This is a genomic window from Pedobacter nyackensis (assembly GCF_032678475.1).
Classification (GTDB): domain Bacteria; phylum Bacteroidota; class Bacteroidia; order Sphingobacteriales; family Sphingobacteriaceae; genus Pedobacter; species Pedobacter nyackensis_A.
Window position 1 is genome coordinate 599307 of the sequence record NZ_JAVTSF010000002.1, and the last position, 20113, is coordinate 619419.

At 40.3% G+C, this 20113-nt stretch carries 14 protein-coding genes; 7 read left to right on the forward strand and 7 right to left on the reverse strand.

What is annotated here, in order from left to right:
* Positions 1-8 precede the first annotated feature (8 nt).
* A complete protein-coding gene (locus tag R2Q84_RS10110) occupies positions 9-2393 on the forward strand; it encodes a phosphocholine-specific phospholipase C (protein ID WP_316816410.1) in 2385 nt (794 codons plus the stop codon).
* Here R2Q84_RS10110 and R2Q84_RS10115 read toward each other — a convergent pair.
* Positions 2374-2637 (reverse strand): isoleucyl-tRNA synthetase, encoded by a 264-nt coding sequence (locus R2Q84_RS10115; RefSeq protein WP_316816411.1) that lies wholly within the window; start codon positions 2635-2637, stop codon positions 2374-2376. The genes R2Q84_RS10110 and R2Q84_RS10115 overlap by 20 nt on opposite strands.
* A gap of 590 nt (positions 2638-3227) precedes the next feature.
* On the opposite strand from R2Q84_RS10115, the gene R2Q84_RS10120 reads away from it, so the two are divergent.
* From R2Q84_RS10120 to R2Q84_RS10140, 5 genes are all read left to right on the forward strand, one after another.
* The gene (locus R2Q84_RS10120) at positions 3228-3467 is read left to right on the forward strand and encodes a hypothetical protein (protein ID WP_316816412.1); all 240 of its coding nucleotides are present in this window, start codon (positions 3228-3230) and stop codon (positions 3465-3467) included.
* Between the two features lie 75 nt (positions 3468-3542).
* Complete coding sequence (locus R2Q84_RS10125) at positions 3543-6950, forward strand: SusC/RagA family TonB-linked outer membrane protein (RefSeq protein WP_316816413.1); 3408 nt, start codon at positions 3543-3545, stop codon at positions 6948-6950.
* Positions 6951-6967: 17 nt separating this feature from the next.
* On the forward strand, positions 6968-8797 hold the full coding sequence (locus R2Q84_RS10130; protein ID WP_316816414.1) for a SusD/RagB family nutrient-binding outer membrane lipoprotein: 1830 nt from the start codon (positions 6968-6970) through the stop codon (positions 8795-8797).
* A gap of 90 nt (positions 8798-8887) precedes the next feature.
* Positions 8888-9319, forward strand: a complete 432-nt coding sequence (locus tag R2Q84_RS10135) for a hypothetical protein (protein WP_316816415.1) — start codon at positions 8888-8890, stop codon at positions 9317-9319.
* Between the two features lie 115 nt (positions 9320-9434).
* Positions 9435-11117, forward strand: a complete 1683-nt coding sequence (locus R2Q84_RS10140; RefSeq protein WP_316816416.1) for a PNGase F N-terminal domain-containing protein — start codon at positions 9435-9437, stop codon at positions 11115-11117.
* Here R2Q84_RS10140 and R2Q84_RS10145 read toward each other — a convergent pair whose 3' ends face one another.
* The gene (locus R2Q84_RS10145; RefSeq protein ID WP_316816417.1) at positions 11118-11462 is read right to left on the reverse strand and encodes a cupin domain-containing protein; all 345 of its coding nucleotides are present in this window, start codon (positions 11460-11462) and stop codon (positions 11118-11120) included. It lies immediately after the preceding gene.
* 261 nt (positions 11463-11723) lie between these two features.
* On the opposite strand from R2Q84_RS10145, the gene R2Q84_RS10150 reads away from it, so the two are divergent.
* A complete protein-coding gene (locus R2Q84_RS10150) occupies positions 11724-12044 on the forward strand; it encodes a hypothetical protein (RefSeq protein ID WP_316816418.1) in 321 nt (106 codons plus the stop codon).
* A gap of 12 nt (positions 12045-12056) precedes the next feature.
* On the opposite strand, the gene R2Q84_RS10155 is transcribed toward R2Q84_RS10150, so the two are convergent.
* The 5 genes from R2Q84_RS10155 to R2Q84_RS10175 form a co-directional block, all read right to left on the reverse strand.
* On the reverse strand, positions 12057-13226 hold the full coding sequence (locus R2Q84_RS10155) for a GAF domain-containing protein (protein WP_316816419.1): 1170 nt from the start codon (positions 13224-13226) through the stop codon (positions 12057-12059).
* 62 nt (positions 13227-13288) lie between these two features.
* The gene (locus tag R2Q84_RS10160) at positions 13289-15493 is read right to left on the reverse strand and encodes a GH92 family glycosyl hydrolase (RefSeq protein ID WP_316816420.1); all 2205 of its coding nucleotides are present in this window, start codon (positions 15491-15493) and stop codon (positions 13289-13291) included.
* Between the two features lie 25 nt (positions 15494-15518).
* Positions 15519-16925 (reverse strand): sugar MFS transporter, encoded by a 1407-nt coding sequence (locus R2Q84_RS10165; protein ID WP_316816421.1) that lies wholly within the window; start codon positions 16923-16925, stop codon positions 15519-15521.
* A 1-nt stretch (position 16926) separates the two neighbouring features.
* Positions 16927-19230 carry a GH92 family glycosyl hydrolase gene (locus tag R2Q84_RS10170; protein ID WP_316816422.1) on the reverse strand — a complete coding sequence of 768 codons (2304 nt, stop codon included), beginning with the start codon at positions 19228-19230 and terminating at the stop codon, positions 16927-16929.
* Positions 19231-19235: 5 nt separating this feature from the next.
* Entirely contained in the window at positions 19236-20111 is an 876-nt protein-coding gene (locus tag R2Q84_RS10175) for an ROK family protein (RefSeq protein WP_316816423.1), read from the reverse strand.
* Between the last annotated feature and the right edge of the window lie 2 nt (positions 20112-20113).

Here is a 20113-nt window from a genome sequence, read left to right on the forward strand (position 1 = left end):
TAAACCAAATGAGCTCAAGAAGAGAATTCCTTAAAAAAGCAGCAATATTATCAGGTGCAGCCGGACTGCCCAATGTAATGCCGATGTCTATCCAAAAAGCGATGGCCATTAGTGCCGATCCCGGAAGTACATTTCAGGATGCAGAGCACATTGTATTTTTAATGCAGGAAAACCGATCTTTTGATCATATGTTTGGTAAACTTAAGGGTGTGCGTGGCTTTAATGATCCCCGTGCTTTTATTCAACCGGATCATAATAAAGTTTGGCTACAAAAAGATGACAAGGGAAATACTTATGCTCCTTTTCATGTCGATATCAATAAAACAAAAATTACATGGCAAGGAGGACTTCCCCATTCCTGGAACGACCAGGTAGCTGCGCGAAATAACGGACAATACAATAAATGGGTACCGGTAAAAAGCGCTATGTCTTTGGGCTACTATGACCGAAGTGATGTACCTTTTTACTATGCTATGGCAGATGCCTTTACCATTTGTGACCATCATTTTTGTTCTTCTTTAACCGGTACGACCCCTAACAGGCTGTTTTTCTGGACTGGTACCATTAGACCAGAACAAAATGGAAAAGCTATTGCTGCTGTAAACAATTCACAAGCTGAATCGCGTGAAAATGCATACGTAGACTGGAGTACCTTTCCTGAAATATTGGAAGACAATAACATTAGCTGGAAAATATATCAAAATGAATTATGGACCTCCGATCTGAAAGGTGAAGAGGTAGACAACTGGCTGGGCAACTATGGCGACAACGCAATTGAATATGTAAAACGCTACAACGTTAAACTTTCCGCCTATTTTAGAAAAAATGGTGACCATACGGTAAAACCACCTCTAAGTGCAGAACAGGTAAGAGCCAAATATGATAAATTATCTGACAGGGAAAAAAACCTGATAGACAAGGCATTTGCTACGAACATTAATGCCCCTGATAATTACCTCGCCTTAGCCCCATTTTCTTTTACAGATGACAATGGGCAGGAACAAACCATTTCGGTCCCCAAAAACGATATATTCCATCAGTTCCGTACTGATGTAGACAGCGGAAAGTTGCCTATGGTATCCTGGCTAGTCGCACCTGAAAAATTTTCTGATCATACCAGCTCCCCACTTTATGGTACCTGGTATGTTTCCGAAACCATAGACATCCTGACTAAAAATCCTGAGGTATGGAAAAAAACGATTTTCATCCTTACTTATGATGAAAACGATGGGTATTTTGACCATATACCTCCTTATGTCGTCCCTAAGCCCGATACATCAGATGTAGGCAAGGTTTCTGCCAAAATTGATGTGGCAGTAGACTATGAGCTGAAAAAAGACAGTCCGATTGGTTTAGGCTATCGGGTACCTATGCTTATTGCCTCGCCCTGGAGCAAGGGTGGTTATGTGAATTCACAGGTTTTTGACCATACTTCCTGCCTCCTGTTTTTAGAACACTTTTTAAGCAAAAAAACAGGAAAGATTATTAAAAGTAGTAACATCAGCAGCTGGCGTCGTGCAATTTGCGGGAATTTAACTTCCGCGTTCCGTCCAGCTCCAGACACTCCATCCGGGGTACCGACCTTATTAAAGAAAGAACAGGTATTAATTAACATCACCAATGCAAGAAATAAACCTGCACAGGTAAAACCAGATCCTTTAACTCCGCAGGAAATAGAAAAGATCAATGCTTATCAATCTTTCTCTCCTTCATCTCCCGCTTCGATGGCGAGACAGGAGAAAGGAACCAGCTTAGCCTGTGCCTTGCCCTATCAATTATTTTCTGATTGTAAACTGGATGCAAAAAGAGAAAATATTGAATTATCGTTCGAATCCGGGAAAGGGAATTTCGGACAAAAAGTAGTTCCGACGGGAGCCCCCTTTTGTGTGTATACTTCAGCTGTTTATAAAGGAAAAACGGGTAAAACATGGAATTATGCTGTAACTGCCGGTGATAAAATTAATGACGAAATTCAATTGGGGCATTTTGCCAGCGGACACTATGATCTTAAAGTTACTGCTCCTAACGGCTTTTTCCGTCATTTTAAAGGCAGTAAAAATGATCCTTCTTTGAATATTTCCTGTTTATATGAAAGCACCGGCTTCCTGAGTAAAAAACCAACCGGGAATATTGAGCTGTTAATAGAAAACACGGGCGATGAAAAAATCACAGTGGAGGTAACAGATCAGGTTTACAAAAATATTTCTTCAAAAGTGATCACACTGGCCGCGAAACAAAAATCAAAATTGATTCTGGATCTAAAGAACAGCGCTTCCTGGTATGACTTTAGCATAAAAGTAAATGAGCATCCAACTTATATAAGACAATATGCGGGTCACGTAGAAACCGGTGAAGATTCAACAACCGATCCATTTATGGCTGGTTCGTTGTAGCTGATTTTACAGCTTCTTTATGTTTTTCGGGATCAAGCTGAACTTCCGTATCATTTACCTTTTTAGCAAATAAAATAGGATATACAAACCATACAGCACCTGCTAAAAACAAAAGACCAGACAATTTGAGCACATATATGCCTGAATCTATTTTGTTTGCCTCCATAATTTTAAAGGCAATCAGCCCTACAACACCTAAGATGATGAGGTATACTGCTTTCTGAAGTCTGAGTACTTTTATCATAATTTACAGGTATTAAGTTTGCCAATAAGTATTTAACAAAAATTAAACCAATAGTGTTTTTTTTTGGATTCTTCATGCGACGAATAGCACATACGCAAAAAACTTTACTATCGTTCTTCTAAACGACTACTTTCAACCGGAAATTTACCGAACAAAGCCGAACGAGGTCCGAAGAAGGTCCCTCTAATATTCGACTTATTTATAAGGTTGCTCACACCCCTGCTGCAAGCCCGACAAAGATCCAAAATTCCCATTTAACAATAAATTTCTTAGTATATGTATTTCTTTCATATCTAAATATAACAGAAACAAAAATCCTCCTGTGCGTTTAATGCGCTTTTTGCGCACAAGACATAAATTATACACTATATGCGCTTTATATGACGAGATCATTGCAATCGTTAACAAAATAGCACGTCCATTAAAATATAACGATACGAACCTCTATTCAGAATCGAAACAAGACATATTCAGAGCCAAACACTTATAATCTTTTTTTTCTAACAAAATAAAACTTTCAAAAAAAATTAAAAAGTCTTGGATATAAAAAAAATTAATTATTATATTCGGCTTAAGATACTAAACCAAATATGTCAGCAAGCTTGAAAAAAAATCAATCACTTCAAGAAGAGATTCTGAAGCAGCTATACTTTAATGCCCCCCTTTCCAGGCCTGAAGCTGATAACCGCTCTTTACAAAAGCCTTCCACACCTTACGTACCTATATTATCTGAATCTCCCTTTTATCTCTATAAAGATACCTACACGTTAATTCACACAACCAACCCTCCAAAAAACCAATTTTCAACAGAAGATGTTCCCGAATTTTAAATTTAACGACTACATACATAAATAATTTAATTAAAAACTATCAAATCAATGTTAACTAAACTAATCAACTAAATTATGAGGAAAATTTTACTAAAATTAACACTGTCTTTTCTGGCGGTATTATTCTGGAGCGCAGGCCTCTACGCCCAAACCAACCGTACCATAAAAGGCACTGTAAAAGATGAGAATGGCACACCAATACCTGCTGTAAGTGTCACTATTAAAGAAACTAAAAAAGGTACAAGCACTAGTGCAGATGGTAATTACACCATTGAGGCCGCTCAAGGCAATACACTACAGTTCAGATACCTGGGTTACAAAACAGAGGAAATCACTGTTGGCGCCAACAATACGATCAACGTATCCTTAACGCCGAGCAACAATGAACTATCGGAAGTAACAGTCACAGCCCTTGGTATTCAAAAGGACAATAAAAAGCTGGGATATGCGCTAACCACTGTTAAAGGTGAAGAACTTACCCGTACCAATACGGTAAACCCTATCGCTGCACTACAAGGTAAAGTAGCCGGTGTTAACATTAATGTTATGTCAGCATCTGGTGTTCAAACTTCTCCAAGTATCATCATCAGGGGATCAAAAGTAGTAGGAAATCAACCCGGACAGGCGAACAATCAGCCAATTTTTGTAGTTGACGGAAATGTTCTCCAAAATAACCAGATGAATGCGGATGACAAAGACGGTGGTTCTCAACTTAAAAACTTAAACCCTGATGACTATGAATCCATCACAGTATTAAAAGGAGCTGCGGCTACTTCAATTTATGGTTCAAGAGGTCTTAACGGTGCAGTAGTTATTACCACCAAAAAAGGAAAAATGGGTCAGGGCTTAGGTATTGAATTCAATTCAACCTACCAAACGCAAGATATCTACAAAAGCCCTATGGCCATGCAGAATACTTATGGACATGGAAGTTTCAGTGTAAGAGAAGGTAATTTTGCCCCTGACGGAAGCCAGATAGCAACAGCTGGTAGCTGGGGACCAAAAATGGATGGCAGTCTTCATCCAGCAACCTATGACCCGACCAAACAAGTCCCATTTTCTCCGCAACCTGACAGTTGGAAATTTTTCTATCAAAATGGAAACTATATCAATAACAACGTTGCATTAAGTGGGGCAGGCGACAAGTTCAATTACCGGGTATCTTATTCTAATAATTCCAGTAAAGGAATGCTTCGTAATAATGGATTAAAGAGAAATTCAGTGGATTTGAAAATGGGTGCTGAATTGAATAAAGTGTTTTCAACTGAATTAGGGATATCTTACTCAAATACGGTTACCAAGAACTACTACGGACAGGGCCGCTATTATCATGGGGGTGGAGAGAATCTAGGGTTCAACACCTATTATTTACCAAGAAACATTGACTACAACGATTGGTATGCTAATTATCGTAATCCGGACAATTCTACAAAAAGCCCGGGAAATGGCAACTTAGATAGGATTATTGGACTCTTCTCTCGTTTTGATAAAAACAATTATGAAAAAGAAGAGAACTCCATTTTGGCTTATACACAATTGAAAGCACAGGTAACGCCTTGGCTGGATTTCTCGGGCAAGCTGAATGTTAATTTTTACAAAATCAATACTGAAGAGAAAAACTACGGGAATGAGAAAAACAACAAAGGCGGATACTATGGTGTAGGAGGTAGTTATACCAATGACTACAACATTTTGTTCATGGGGCATGCAACAAAAAAAATCAATGATGATATAAATCTTGATTTCCGCTTAGTTAATGAGATTTATGGAAATAGAATGGGTGAAAACTGGGGATCTAATACAAGTGGCGGATTAACTGTTCCGAATGTATTCTTTCTAGACAATTCTGTAAACGCAGTACAAAACAATACTTATTACAAAAATGGGTCCTATAATGGCCCACAATATCCATCTCTACTTACCTATGGTTTAGGAGGAATTTTGAACCTGAGCTATAAAGATTACCTTAACTTAGAGGTAACAGGACGTAATGACTGGATATCTACGTTGACTTACCAACGAGGTTCAAATGGCGCAAATAATTTTGCAGTATTCTACCCATCTGTAAATCTCTCTTATTCAATTTATGATCATTTGAAAGAGAGCATGCCTAACTGGCTTTCTTCAGGTAGACTAAGAGCATCATTGGCCTATGTGGGTAACGCCGGTGTTGCGGGGCCTTATTCAACCGGGAGTGGTTACATCCCAAGTCCTATCTTCAATCAGGATGGACAATCCGTAGGAAGCGCAAATCAATTTCAGGCAAACATAAAGCCGAATCCAAATTTGAAAGCACAAAAACAACGTTCTTTAGAGTTGGGAACAAATTTTGGTTTATTTAAAGAATTGATCAATGTAGATTTCGCATGGTATAAAACCAATACTTTAAACCAGCTTCTACATCTTGAAGGAGTAATGGAAACCGGTTGGGATAGACTTTACCTCAACGCTGGAGACATCCAGAACAAAGGATTAGAGCTCCTGGTAAACGTAAACCCTATAAGATCGAAAGACTGGGGATTAGACTTCTCTGTTAACTTAGCGCACAACAAAAGTAAAATAATTAAATTCGGGAACGGAATTAAAGCATGGGAATTAAGTGGTGGATATGATTATGCGAATGTATGGGCCTTTGAAGGTGGGGATTTCGGCGTATTAACAGCTGAACCAATCGCAACTGTTAAAACTGATGCTACAACAGGATGGCCGATCATAAGAGCAGGCCAAATACTTGAAGTCACAGACCCTGCTCAAAAGTACAAGGTTCAAAACTATCAATATGTTGTTAATGAAAAAACTCAAGCACAACAGTATATCCCACTTGGGAAAGTAGAACCAAACCTGGTAGGTGGTATCAATGCTAATTTACGTTATAAAAACTTTAGTTTGTTTGCTCAAGTGGATGGCCGTTTTGGCGGTCATGTTTATTCGCAGGCCTATAGCTATGCAATGGGGCAAGGAACGCTGGAAGCTTCTTTATATGGACGTGATCAGGAACACGGTGGTGTAGAAAGAACGGACTCCTATAATGGTCAAACCCGTTATGATGGTGTAATTCCGAATGTGATTTTTGCTGCTGGAGAAAAAAGTCCTTTGAAACCAGGTACAGATATTGGCGGAAAAACTTTCCGTCAGGCGTATGACGAAGGTTTAGTAGAACCCTGGAAAGCATCATTTTATCATGTAAGAACCAACGGTTGGGGAACAAATTTCAATACTGGAGGTTCAGTGAGCAAAAATTCATGGATCATGCTACGCGAGATCACTTTAGGTTATACCATACCGACATCGCTATTAGAAAAAATCCATGTTCGCGGGGCTAGATTAAATTTTACAGCCAGGAACATCGGATATTTATACAACACACTTAGTGGTGGACAAAACCCAGAGTCATTACAGAGCAATGATCCTTTCAGACCATACATCACTGGTGGGGTACCATTCTATAGAAACTATGCCGTTTCATTAAACGTAAGGTTCTAATTTAAATAAGCAAGATCATGAAAAAAATAAATAAAGGTTTATTGTTCTTAGTCGCAGTGGCGATGATTGGACAATCATGCAAGAAAGAACTAATTGACGCCAATACAAATCCAAATAAACTGGATGAAGTAAATCCAGAATTCCTATTTACTGGTACAACTTTAGATATCAATTTTAATAGTAGAGATAGGGCCTCAAAAAGATATGGGACAAGTATGACCTATATGCAATATGTTGCAGCTGATGTTAGTGAACCAGCTGGATTAGCTGGAGCATACTGGGACCCTACGCAAACTACAGGCCCCAATCCGGGCTTTTCATTTTATGCAGATTACTATAAAGGTGTAGGTAGAGATATGAACCGTATCATTGCATTAATTGACGCAATGCCAGCAGAAAAAAAGGCCACTTATCAAGGCTTAAAGGCAATGTGCATAATTGTGGATACCTATCACGCATGGAGAGTTGCGGATGTATTTGGAGCAATGCCTTACAGTCAGGCTTTTCAAGATGTACAATTTCCACTACCTGCTTATGACTATGACGCCAATCTTTATAAGGTTTTTGATCAGAAACTTAAAGATGCAGCAACGTTATTAAAAAACAATCCTACAGGACAGGCAGATATAGCGGTTCAGGACTTCTTTTATGCAGGTAACTATAGCAGATGGCAAACTTTTGCAAATACCATGCGTATAAAAATTGCGCAACGTTATCAGAAACGGGATGCTGCTAATCTAACCAGTGTATTAAATGATATTGCGACAAACTTCTCGTCGAAAATCATATCATCTGTTGATGAAGCTTTTACATACAAACATAGTCGTGACTTCAATAACAATGTTGATGATATCAATAACATTTTATTAAACTATGATGCGTCTTATGCTTTTGTTGAGTATTTGAAATCTACCCTGGATCCCCGTTTGAAGTTTATGATTCGTGAAAACGATATGGGAACAAATTACACCGCATACGAAACTGTAGTAGAGCTTGGTACTCCAGCTGCAAAAGCCAAGTTAGCACTCCCAGAATTTCAACAGCGTTATTGGGGTAAGCATGCTTTTCCCGCATCTGCCAGTGCAAGTTATGGTATCTGGGGCAATGTAAGGAATGTCAATTTCGAACTAACCACCACACCAGTTAGAAATGTAGGACTAGGTGTCATATCTGCTATTCAAAGTCGCCTATTTGTGAAAAATGGAGGCTTCGGAGGTGTTGATATCAGATCTTCTAGAAATTTTATGCATAAAGACGAGACATGGGTTGACGGGGCTAGCATTAAAATGAAGTCAATCTATCTAAGTTATGCAGAAACATGTTTCATGATGGCGGAGATTGCAGCTACAGGTGGCAACGGCTTAGGAAAAACGGCCGAAGCATGGTATAATCTTGGTATTGAAGCCTCATTTAACCAATATAAAGCTTTGGCTATTGCAACAAATGTTCCAAATGCTGCAGCCGTTACGATGGACGCAGCTTTCAAAGCAAAAGTTCCTTATGCTGGTTTGCCAAGTATTTATTCTCAGGCATGGGTAAACTTCCTGGTTCAACCTGATGAAGCATGGGCAATGTGGAAACGTACTGGTTACCCTCAATTTGAAAACGTTAGAGCTGGCGTTCCAAATAAAATTGGAGACGGTTCGGGTATCGCTTACCTCGAAGCTCTATATGACGGCACGAAAGATCTTGTCATTCCGAGAAGAACTGCGCTAGAGCTCAGTACAGGTTCACAACCGAACTCTGACAATTACTTTAAAGCCATTCAAGGTATGATCGCAAAAGATCCGGCATACGGAAAAGATACATACGATACCAAAGGCCGTATTTGGTGGGATAAACAATAAAATTAAAGAGAGCTAGCATAAAACCTAGCTCTCTTTTTTATTCAATTATATAACAATTAACCAGAATTAATCACTAAAAACAAACAAAAAATGAAAAATTCAGCCTTGTTATTTCTTTCTGCCATCGCCTTAAGCTTAGGCGTATTATTCTCTTCATTCACAACTAAAACCGAATTGGTAAAACCGGTCATTATGACAAGTAAGGCAACTTCACAAGCACAGCTTTACTTATCTAATACCATAGGGTCAAATTACTCAATTTATCTATTTGTACCAGATCCCGACCTTCCATATCCACTATTAGGCGTCCCTTCTATGGGAATGTCTTTCGCTTATGGAATTACAACAATGTCTAACATTCTTCCAGGGACTTACCATATTGTAATAACTGGAGCCCTTTCCGGAGCGAGTGTTACGTTTAAAGGAGTAACCAAAACAGTTGATAGTCGTGGGAGAATTGCTTTTCTTGACGCAACCCTGGCAGATGGAGACTATCCTGGCGTTTACCTAAACTCTCTGTAGCATTTAGGATAAAATAAGATTTTTTTTAAAACCTTGTCACCTAAAAAGTTCAAAAGCCGCCTCAAAAGCGGCTTTTGAACTTTTTTCAATAAATAATAAACCCGATCTTACGTTCATGAAAATACATTTACTCAGCTACCTGCTCTTAACTATAGGCTTCCCCCTGTTTGCACAAAAAAATACCAAGGCAACAGAAGCCGTCGTTACCTATGCCTTCCGCAACAACGGTAAAAACGTTGGTGGAGAAAGAAAGATCTTTATCAAAGGCAACCAGGTTCTTGTGTCCGGCCAGGACAGGCAATCTAAACAACAACAATTCCTGCAATTTACTGAATCAGCAACTTATCAGGTGCTTCAGATTGATGATAAGGTCTATACCTTAAAAAAACCGTTTTCTGAGTACCCCAAAGCTGAGCTCATCGCGGGCATAGATACCGTTGCGGGCATACCATGCAAAAAAGCGAAAGTATTCATCCGTTCCAATACCATTGAGGTTTGGTATACCGATGAACTCAGAATTAAAGGGACACCGGATATAGGTATTGTACCTGGATTGGGACTGGTACTAAAAACCATCAGAAATGGAAATTCTGAAACGTATGCTACGAAAATCGAATACCGTAGCATCAAAGCTGAAGAACTGGCCTGGCCTAAAACCTGGGGAACATTAGTAGACGAAGCAGCTTATCAGCGTCAGATTATCGAGAGCCGTTATCAAACTGTCAACATTTTTAATAACGAACAAATCAGCTTCGGTAACAAAATTGAAAACCCCGCTGGTGAACAACTAAATGCTACCTATCATTTTTCCGGTGGTACAGTCATATTAAAAAAAGTGAAACTTCCTGCTGCTACACCCGGACAACAGCTTTTCGCGGAGCTGATCCAATACTCAAACGGGGATGCTTATGACAGAACGGGCTCTATATTTATGATTCCTCAGGACAAATCCATTTCTTTTCTGAATGCCCTGCAAAATGGCTTACAAACACTTCCAGTATATACTGCGGCTAATGGTAAAAAATACCAGGGTGTAACAGCTACCGACAACTATCTGCCTCCGTTAGAATTGATGCGTTTTTTCACTTCTTTTGGTGTAAAACATTTTAATGCACAGGCTAAAATAAAAGGTTACGATTGGGCAGACTCTGTCATTTATAAACAAGACATATCGGTGCTGCTACCCCGCTTACAAGGTGAAGTTTGGATCGGTGTATTTATTGGAAACTACGATAAAGGAGGACATAAAGCCAGTCTAAACTTTAAATATTACCCTGGGTATGAAAGAGAGAAACCAGCGACAACCAAACCTTGGGTCATGCCTGTATTTAATACCACCAACCTGATGGAGATGTCGGGCCAGGAATATGGTACAATGTTCGATAAAGATTCATTGACGGTGACTATTAACGTTCCTGAGGGCGTAAAAAACCTAAAGTTAAGATACCTGACCACAGGCCATGGCGGCTGGGGCGGTGGAGATGAATTCGTACCAAAAATGAACGAGATTTTTATAGATGGTAAACGGGAGTATCATTTTATTCCATGGCGTGAAGACTGTGCAACCTATCGTTATCTGAATCCTTCCTCCGGAAACTTTGGAAACGGACTTTCTTCATCCGACTTAAGTCGATCAAACTGGTGCCCGGGTACAATTACACTTCCTGTTGAAGTACCGCTACCGAACCTTAAACCTGGCAAACATAAACTACAGGTTGCCATACCTCTTGGTAAACCTGAAGGCACAAGCTTTAGCGCATGGAATGTATCCGGTGTATTGATCGGGGATAAAGAATAATTATAAAAAATCTGCTCTATGCGGGCTAAAAACATCTATTAAAACACCCGCTTCTAAACATAACGCACCATGTAAAGTATTAGGCGGCACGTAAAAACCGTCGCCTTTTCTTAAAACCTGTGGTTCATCAGCAATGGTGATTTCAAAAACCCCGCTTTCCACATAACTCACCTGTGTATGTGGGTGCTCGTGTACTGAACCTACAGCTCCTTTTTCAAACTTCACTTTGACCATCATCACCCGGTTATCGTATCCGTAAATCTGCCTTTCTATTCCCTCATCTGCATGTTCCCATGCAAGCTCTGCCTCGCGTTGAAAATTCTGACTTTTGAATGTCTCACTCATAACTTCTTATTTTATTACACAACCACACCAATACAGGGGTATCCAAATATAAAAATATTATAAGTCCCGCATCGATCCTGCATTTTCAACTCCATTATTTAGAATTATTCAAAATAATTTGCTTTAACAAAAGGAATTCTTAGATTTGGATGTCGTTTAGAATCATTCTAAACAAAGAACATTAAGTCCTGTTTACCTGCGACGAAACGATTTCCTTACAGGTAAAACAGGCACTAATTTATTAAACTAAAAATACTGCACATGTGTAAACCAACAGTAATTACCAAAAAAGGAGACATATCGGTCACCCAATGTCTGAACTGCAAAATGGTTAATGTATGGAACAGAAGTGTACTGCTTAGTTTTTCATTCGAGCAGTTTCATGCATTTATAAAAGCTACGCAAAACCTGCCTTTTGATGAGTATCTGGAACACACCCCAGATGGAACAGAAGTAGTAATTCTGGCAACGCCCTACCCCGATCTGAGCCTGGTTTTTACCCGGGTAGAGTGGTACGAATTTTTCAATTCGATAAACGAAGCAGCGTTTATGCAACAGGTTTATCAACTCGTACACAATTAGCACCAGGGAATGTTACTTTTTTTTAATCTTGTTCATAATCACCTTTATGGCTTTATCCAACTCCTTAGCAGAAACATCCAGATAATTCAGTAATTTTTTTTCAGAGAAACTACTGGGTTCGGAATCACTCAACAACTCCACAATCCCCAGGATTCGTGCTAAAGGCGCCCTTACCAAATGTGTCTGCGCCCAGGCAATATCTCTGAGCTGGTGGTTTTGTTGTTCGATCGTATGAATATACTTGATACGTTCCTTAATATCATCATCCAGCAATTCCGCATATTGCCTGTTTTCTAAAATAACCTGTAACAGTGAACTTGCGCGTTCAATAATTTTAAGATCCACTTCATTGGGCTCCATAACCTGTTCGTAATAAATGGCAAAAGTAGCCATCACCACACCCTCAGAATTTATGATGGGCCGTGACCAGCAAGCATGAAGATTATATTCAAGTGCAGTCTCTGCATATCCCTTCCACCTGGGATCATTTTTAATGTCTGATACGATTACATTTTCCTTGAGAAAAGCAGAAGTTCCACATGATCCTATATTGTTACCGATTTCCACCCCCTCTATCTGAGCGGTAAACTTATCCGGAATAGAAGTTCTTGCCCAACCATACAATCGGTTATTTTTAACCTGCATAATGGAGCAATGCATATGGGGAAATAACTTTTCAATCCCGTTTACATAATAAGAGAGGACAGATAAAGTAGGAACTCCAGGCTTTGAATTTAATGCCAGTACTTCTTTTTCCAGAAGCGCCAGATCGTTCGATCTTTTACTGAGGGTAATCTCTTCGGAGCTTTGTATGATGTATTTAATAGATCCATCATCATCTAACAAAGGATAAGTATCCACCTTCCAATACCGTAAGGTTGGCGCTTGCCCCCCAGAACGCAGATCATATCGGTGCTCTGCAATGTGGTGCTTTTGCTTATGTTTTAAAACATACTCAAATGAACCTTTAATGCTGGTTCTGGCTCGTCCGTCATCATCCGTACTTACCGGGAATCCTTCAAAAAAACCCTTTCCGACAAATGCCCCCCGTTCGGTATTTACAATCTCAAGGAAAGCCTGGTTAACTGCAACGACTGTAAAATACGGGGCATTTGGCTCAACGATGATACTTGCTGAAGGCAAAGAATTAAATATATATTCTATATCATCTAAATTTAACATAGCGTTAATTTGTACCTAAAAATAACGCTATTTTTTATATTTTACAACAAGTACCTTCCTGATTATTTTGGCCGGTTTTCTGGTGCGACACCCCAGCTTAATGATCGCTTATCTCCCATATAAAGCAACAACGTACCCCCATTTACGATTACCGAATGTTCCAGGTAAGATTTTGTATAGGCTTTGCCATTAAGTACAACCTTTTGTATGTATTTGTTTTGCCGGCTATTATTTACTGCCTTAACTTCAAACTTTTTACCTCCTGGTAAACTGATCGTCGCTTCATTGACCGCCGGGCTTCCAAATACATAAACACCATTTGCCGGATTTACCGGATAAAATCCCATGGCTGAAAACACATACCAGGACGACATTTGCCCCAAATCTTCATTACCACACAACCCGTCGGGTTTAGTAGTATAGAGAGAGTCCATTACTTTATGCACAATATCGGCCGTCTTCCATGGTTGTCCTACAAAAGCATATAAATAAGGGATATGATGATTGGGTTCATTTCCCTGGGCATATTGTCCGATTAACCCTGTAATGTCCGGAGAACTACCATTTGACATCTCAGAGCTCATGCTAAACAACCTATCCAACTTCTTGCTGAAGGGCTGATCACCCCCAAATAAATTAATCAGACCATGCGGATCTTGCGGAACCAACCAGGTGTACTGCCAGGCATTACCTTCAGTATAATCATCTTCCCTATGTTTCGATGCTACAGGGTCAAAAGGGTTGCGCCAGCTACCATCAGAGAGCTTACCCCTCATAAACTGTGTTTCTTTATCGAAATACAACGCATAAAGCTGCGCTCTTTTGTTGAAATAGTCATAATCGGCAGTTTTGCCCATTTTTTTTGCCATCTGGGCAATACACCAATCGTCAATGGCATACTCCAACCCTTTCGCTACGGCCTCTATAACCTTGTCTGCAGGGATATATTTTAGCTGTTGCGCATAGTCAATACCATCCGTTTTTTGCATCGCGCTTTGTTTTACGGCTTCATAAGCTAATGCTATATCAAAACCTTTAAAACCTTTGAGGTAAGCATCTGCGATAATCGGGACAGCATGGTAACCAATCATTGTATTGGTTTCGCTACCCATCAGATGCCATACCGGCAATTTACCCTGCTGTTTATAAATCGCCAGGAAAGAATTGATGATGTCTGAAACCTTGTCCTGGTGTAAAATAGTAAACAACGGATGATAGGCACGATAAGTATCCCATAATGAGAAAGTGGTATAGTTGGTAAAACCTGCCTTTGGATATACCTTTTTATCGGTTCCCCGATAGTCTCCGTTCGCATCATTAAATAACGAAGGTGCAAACATGGTATGATACATAGCCGTATAAAACTTCTTCTTTGTATCGGCATCTGCGTTGATACTAATTTTTGCCAATTCCCGGTTCCATTTCAGATCGGCCCTGGCTACGGTTTGTTCAAAATCCCAGCCCGGCAATTCTGCCTGGATATTGGCCAAAGCATTTTCATAGCTTACCGGCGAAAGACCGACTTTAAGCTTTAGTGCATTGACATTTATCTTATTAAACTTCAAATACGCCTTAACTTTAATTGCCTTAAGGGACTTCCCGTTCTTCACAGCAGTACTGTCGTACAATATCAAATCCTTTATTGGCTGAGAGAGTTTAATCGCAAAAAACAAGCGTTGATCATCTGCCCATCCTTTTGAGAAACGGTAACCTACGAGTGTTGTTGGGTTTAACAATTTCACATAAGTGTCTGTTGGTCTGTCCCAGCCCAACCCCGCAGCAAGATCGAGCATAACATTGGCATCCTTGTGACCTTTAGGAAAAGTATAACGATGAAATCCTACTCTTTCTGTTGCCGTCAGTTCAGCACGGATCTGATGCTTTTGCAACAATACACTATAATACCCGGCCTTGGTGATTTCGTCATCATGGGAGAAAAGCGATACGTAATCACCTGCTACCGGCCCCGTTGCCGGCATCACAAGAATATCATTCAGATCACCGATCCCCGTTCCGCTTAAATGGGTATGAGAAAAACCTGTTATGGTGTTACTGGCGTAATTATAACCGCTACACCAATCCCAGCCTCCGAACACATTAGACGGCCCCAGTTGTACCGCGCCAAATGGAACATTCGCCCCCACAAAAACATGACCGTGGGCTGCTGATCCAATATGAGGATCCACATACTTTGTCAGTTTTTCCTGGGCAAAAACCCCTGTTATTAAAAAAGTTATAGTCAATATTAAACTAATCCTGCGCTTCATCCCTCTTGTATATTATAATTTTAAATTAATGTCCTGTTGTTGCGGGCTTTTCGAGCTCTGCTGATTTAAACTTCTTTAAACAAAATAGCCCGAACCAGGCTACATAAACATAGCATACCGCCGGCAACAGAAAAGAATGCTGAATACCGATGGCATCTGCCAGACTACCTTGCGCCAATGGAATTACTGCTCCTCCCAATATAGCCATAACCAATAGAGAAGAACCCTGACTTTTATATTCACCCAGTCCCGAAATGGATAACGTAAAGATGTTAGACCACATTATGGAATTAAAAAGACCAATACCCAATAAGCACCACATCGCTAGGGCACCACCGGTAAATACGGTAATCAATAGAAGTATGATATTGACTACTGCAAATATACTGAGCATCAAAGCCGGTGCAGATTTGCCTATGCTAAAACCGATAAGGTTAACGACAATAAAGATGATGAACCATTGCATTTGCGCAAAATCAAGATCTACGATAGTATACAGTAATCCAAATAATCCTACACAAACCAATATCATGTACAACATTTTTTTGCTGTTGTTCAGGACGTCGTTCATACTAATCGCACCAAGGAACCTGCCGATCATAGCACCACCCCAATACAGGGAAAGATAATTTTTAGCTACAGTCTCTTTTAAGCCCATGATATCTCCATGTTCCAGGAAGCTAATCATAAAACTACCGATAGTTACTTCGGCACCTACATAAAAGAAAATGCCAAATATCCCTCCTTTTAACTGCGGAAAGCGTAAGGCTCCCAATCCATCCATCTCCGAATCGCTATTTTTAAAGTCTGGCAATTTTACTTTATAAATAAAGATGGTCAGCAAAACAAAGATGCCCGAAAATATGAGATAAGGCATTTTGGTCGCACCTGCGGAAAGGTGTCCGTTTGCCGCAAAAAAATGAAAGATGAGATATCCGCCAAGAATAGGTGCTATGGTTGTACCAAACGAATTAAAAGCCTGTACCAGGTTAAGTCTGCCCGAAGCAGTACTTTCTTTGCCTAGTAAGGAAACATATGGGTTAGCCGTGATCTGCAGTAAGGTAAAGCCCAGACCAAGGATAAAAAAGGCTGCCAGGAACAGTCCGTAAACAGATAAGGTAGCCGCCGGATAAAACATCAGACAACCTAAAGCAGAAACAATCAAGCCCAGCAGCAACCCGTTTTTATATCCGATCCTGTTGATGGGATCTCCTTTAAAATAAGAAATCAGAAAATACGCCAGTGAGCCAATGAAGTATGCGCCAAAAAAGCAAAACTGCACCAGCATGGCTTCCAGGTAATTCAACACAAATAATCCCTTCAGATGCGGAATCAGAATATCGTTCATGCAGGTAATGAATCCCCACATAAAGAAAAGAAACGTAAGGGAAACCAGTGGCGTTGTATAATTTTTAGGTTGTTGAGTATTCATTTTATTTATCAGATAAAGAATATGGACGATCGGCGTTGTTTACTCCCCTTTTAACATTTGGTTTGGCTGACATGCGGAAGTTTATCGTTCCTCCTTTTTGCAAAGCAGAATGCTCCAGCCAGTTTTTTGTCCAGACCTGCCCGTTAAACGTCATGTTATCAACATAGTAATTCCCCTCCTTATTGTTTTCAGTTTTTATGGTTACCTTCTTCCCGTTTTCCAGTGTAAGTACAACTTGTTTAAATAGTGGTGTACCCAATACATACTGATCGGATGCCGGACATACCGGGTAAAAGCCCATGGCCGAGAACACATACCAGGCTGAGGTTTGTCCATTGTCTTCGTCACCGCAATAGCCATCCGGTGTAGGTTGATATAACTTATCCATGATCTGCCGGATATGATACTGCGTCTTCCATGGCTGTCCGGCATAAGCATACAAATAAGGCATATGTTGTATAGGCTGATTTCCATGCGCATACTGTCCCATATTTACGATTTGCATTTCCCGGATCTCGTGGATCACTTGTCCATAATAACTCTCATCAAATATTGGCGGAAGGATAAATACCGAATCCAGCTTTGCGGCAAATTTTTCTTTACCGCCCATCAGGTTCATCAAGCCATTTACATCATGAAACACGCTCCATGAATAATGCCAGCTGTTGCCTTCCGTAAAAGCGTCGCCCCATTTAAACGGGTTAAATGGTGTTGCAAAAGAGCCATCTTTATTTTTACCCCGCATTAATCCCGTTGATGAATCAAATAATTTAGAGTAGTTTAAACTCCGTTGTTTGTACAGATCAATTTCTGCAGCAGGTTTACCCAATGCTTTTCCCAATTTATAAATGGCGAAATCATCATAAGCATACTCCAATGTTCTGGCAGCGTTTTCATGGATCCCTACATTGTAAGGGACATAGCCAAGTTCGTTATAATAAGCAACACCTTTTCTGCCAACGGCATCCATTGGCCCCTCATTATTGGCACCATGAATCAAAGCTTTGTATAAGGTTTCGATATCATATCCTCTTAAACCTTTAAGGTAAGCTTCTGCCACTACCGATGCAGAATTATTGCCAATCATAACATTGGCATAGCCTGGGCTTGACCACTCGGGTAGAAAACCACCTTCTTTGTAACAATTGATCAGCCCTTCCTGCATCTCTTTATTGATAGAAGGGTATACCAGGTTTAAAAATGGATATAATGCCCTGAAGGTATCCCAAAAGCCCGTTCCAGCAAACATATAACCAGGTAATACTTTGCCATTGTATGGGCTGTAATGAACAATCTGATTTTTTGCATCGATTTCGTACAGTTTATTCGGGAACATCAGCATGCGGTACAGACAAGAATAGAAAGTTTGTATTTGTGTCTCCGTTCCGCCACTTACCGCAAGCTTGCCCATAGCTTTATTCCATACTGTTCTGGCCTGTTGCTTAATACTGTCGAAACTGGCTTTCCCCTGCTCACGCTCCAGGTTTAACTCTGCCTGTTCAGCACTTACAAATGAGGAAGCTACCCGTAAGCGTACCTGTTCGCCACGTTTCGTTTTGAAACCAATTACGGCCAGGGCGTGTTCGCCCTGTAATTCCATTGAAGCACTCGCCTTGTTACCGTCATAGGTTTTAGCGAAAGTGAAAGGTTTGTCAGAATAAATGACAAAGTAATTTTTAAAGTTTTTTAACGACCCTGCCGCATAACGGGTAGAATAACCGATGATTTTATTTTCTGAGGGAATGATTTTGATGTACGAACCTTTATCAAATGCATCAATTACCAGAAATGAGCTGTCACTCTGCGGATAAGTAAACCTGAATTGAGCCGAACGTTCTGTTGGAGTTAATTCAGCGGTCACATCATGATCAGCCAGGTAAACACTGTAGTAATAAGGCTTGGCCACTTCGGTTTTATGAGAAAACCAGCTGGCTCTGCCGTCCTGATCTACCTTAAGTTTACCGGTAACTGGCATAATGGAAAACTGCCCGTAATCATTCATCCATGGTGATGGCTGATGGGTTTGTTTAAAGCCCCTTATTTTGTTAGCGGTATACATGTACTGCCAGCCATCGCCCATTTTTCCAGTTTGAGCAGTCCAGAAATTCATCCCCCAGGGAACGGCTACTGCCGGATAGGTATTGCCATTAGATAGTTCGTAGGAAGAGCTTGTTCCCATTAAAGGGTTAGCTAAGTCCGCAAAACTGGTCATCTTAACATCCTGTGCCTTTACATCAGCTGTCATGATGAATGCAGAAATGCAGCAACCTATACTAAGTTTTAAAAAATTCAATGGATTGATCATAAGGTTTAAGGGTTTTTCCAGCAGCTTGCTGCTCCTGCCAGCGCCGCCACTTCGGTCATTTCTGAAATAAAAATGGGTTGATTTACACCTAGCTTTTTCAGAGCTTCGGATAAGCCGGGCAGAAATTTCCCGGACGCTTTAGAGATATTTCCTCCAATTACAATCGCTTCGGCATTGGCTTTACGTATAAAGCTCTCCAGAAAAGCTGCAAGATTTATGGAAAATTCTTCAAAGATCTGCTTTACAATATCTGATTCGTCATACAGCGCCACTAAATCTTTTACGTTCGAAATATTGAGCCCGGTAAGCTCATTGTAGCGCTTTAAAAACCATCGTGTAGAGATATAGTCTTCAGCAATACTCTCCAGATATGGGGCACACCAAAGATTTGCATCATGTACCTCAGCATTTTCAAAAATTGCGGAGCCCAAACCTGTACCCAGGGTGATCCCGATCACTTTAGAATAATCCTGTGCTGCACCTGAAAAAGTTTCACCAGCCAGAAAACTTTCGGCGTCATTTCGCATGCGAATGGCTTCAGCACCGATGTCCAGCTGTGTGGCAAGGATTTCTTTTATATTTAACCCGTAAAAGGCCTCATATTTTTCGGTTCCGGTTATGTAAGAGATCCCTTTCTCATAATCGAATGGCCCCGGCATAGCCAAGCCTATCTTTTCAAGTTTTACGTTTGCTTTTTGGTGGGCTTCTAAAATGGCTTCAGCCCAGGCTTCCATAATCACTTCACAAGTGGCGGCAGAATTTATCGGCTTCCTGGTTAGCGAATGTTCCAATACCACACGTTCTTTCATATCCAACAGTGCTGCGGTTATATGTGAACCACCTATATCGGCTCCCAAAACGTATTTATGCTCAGTAGTCATTA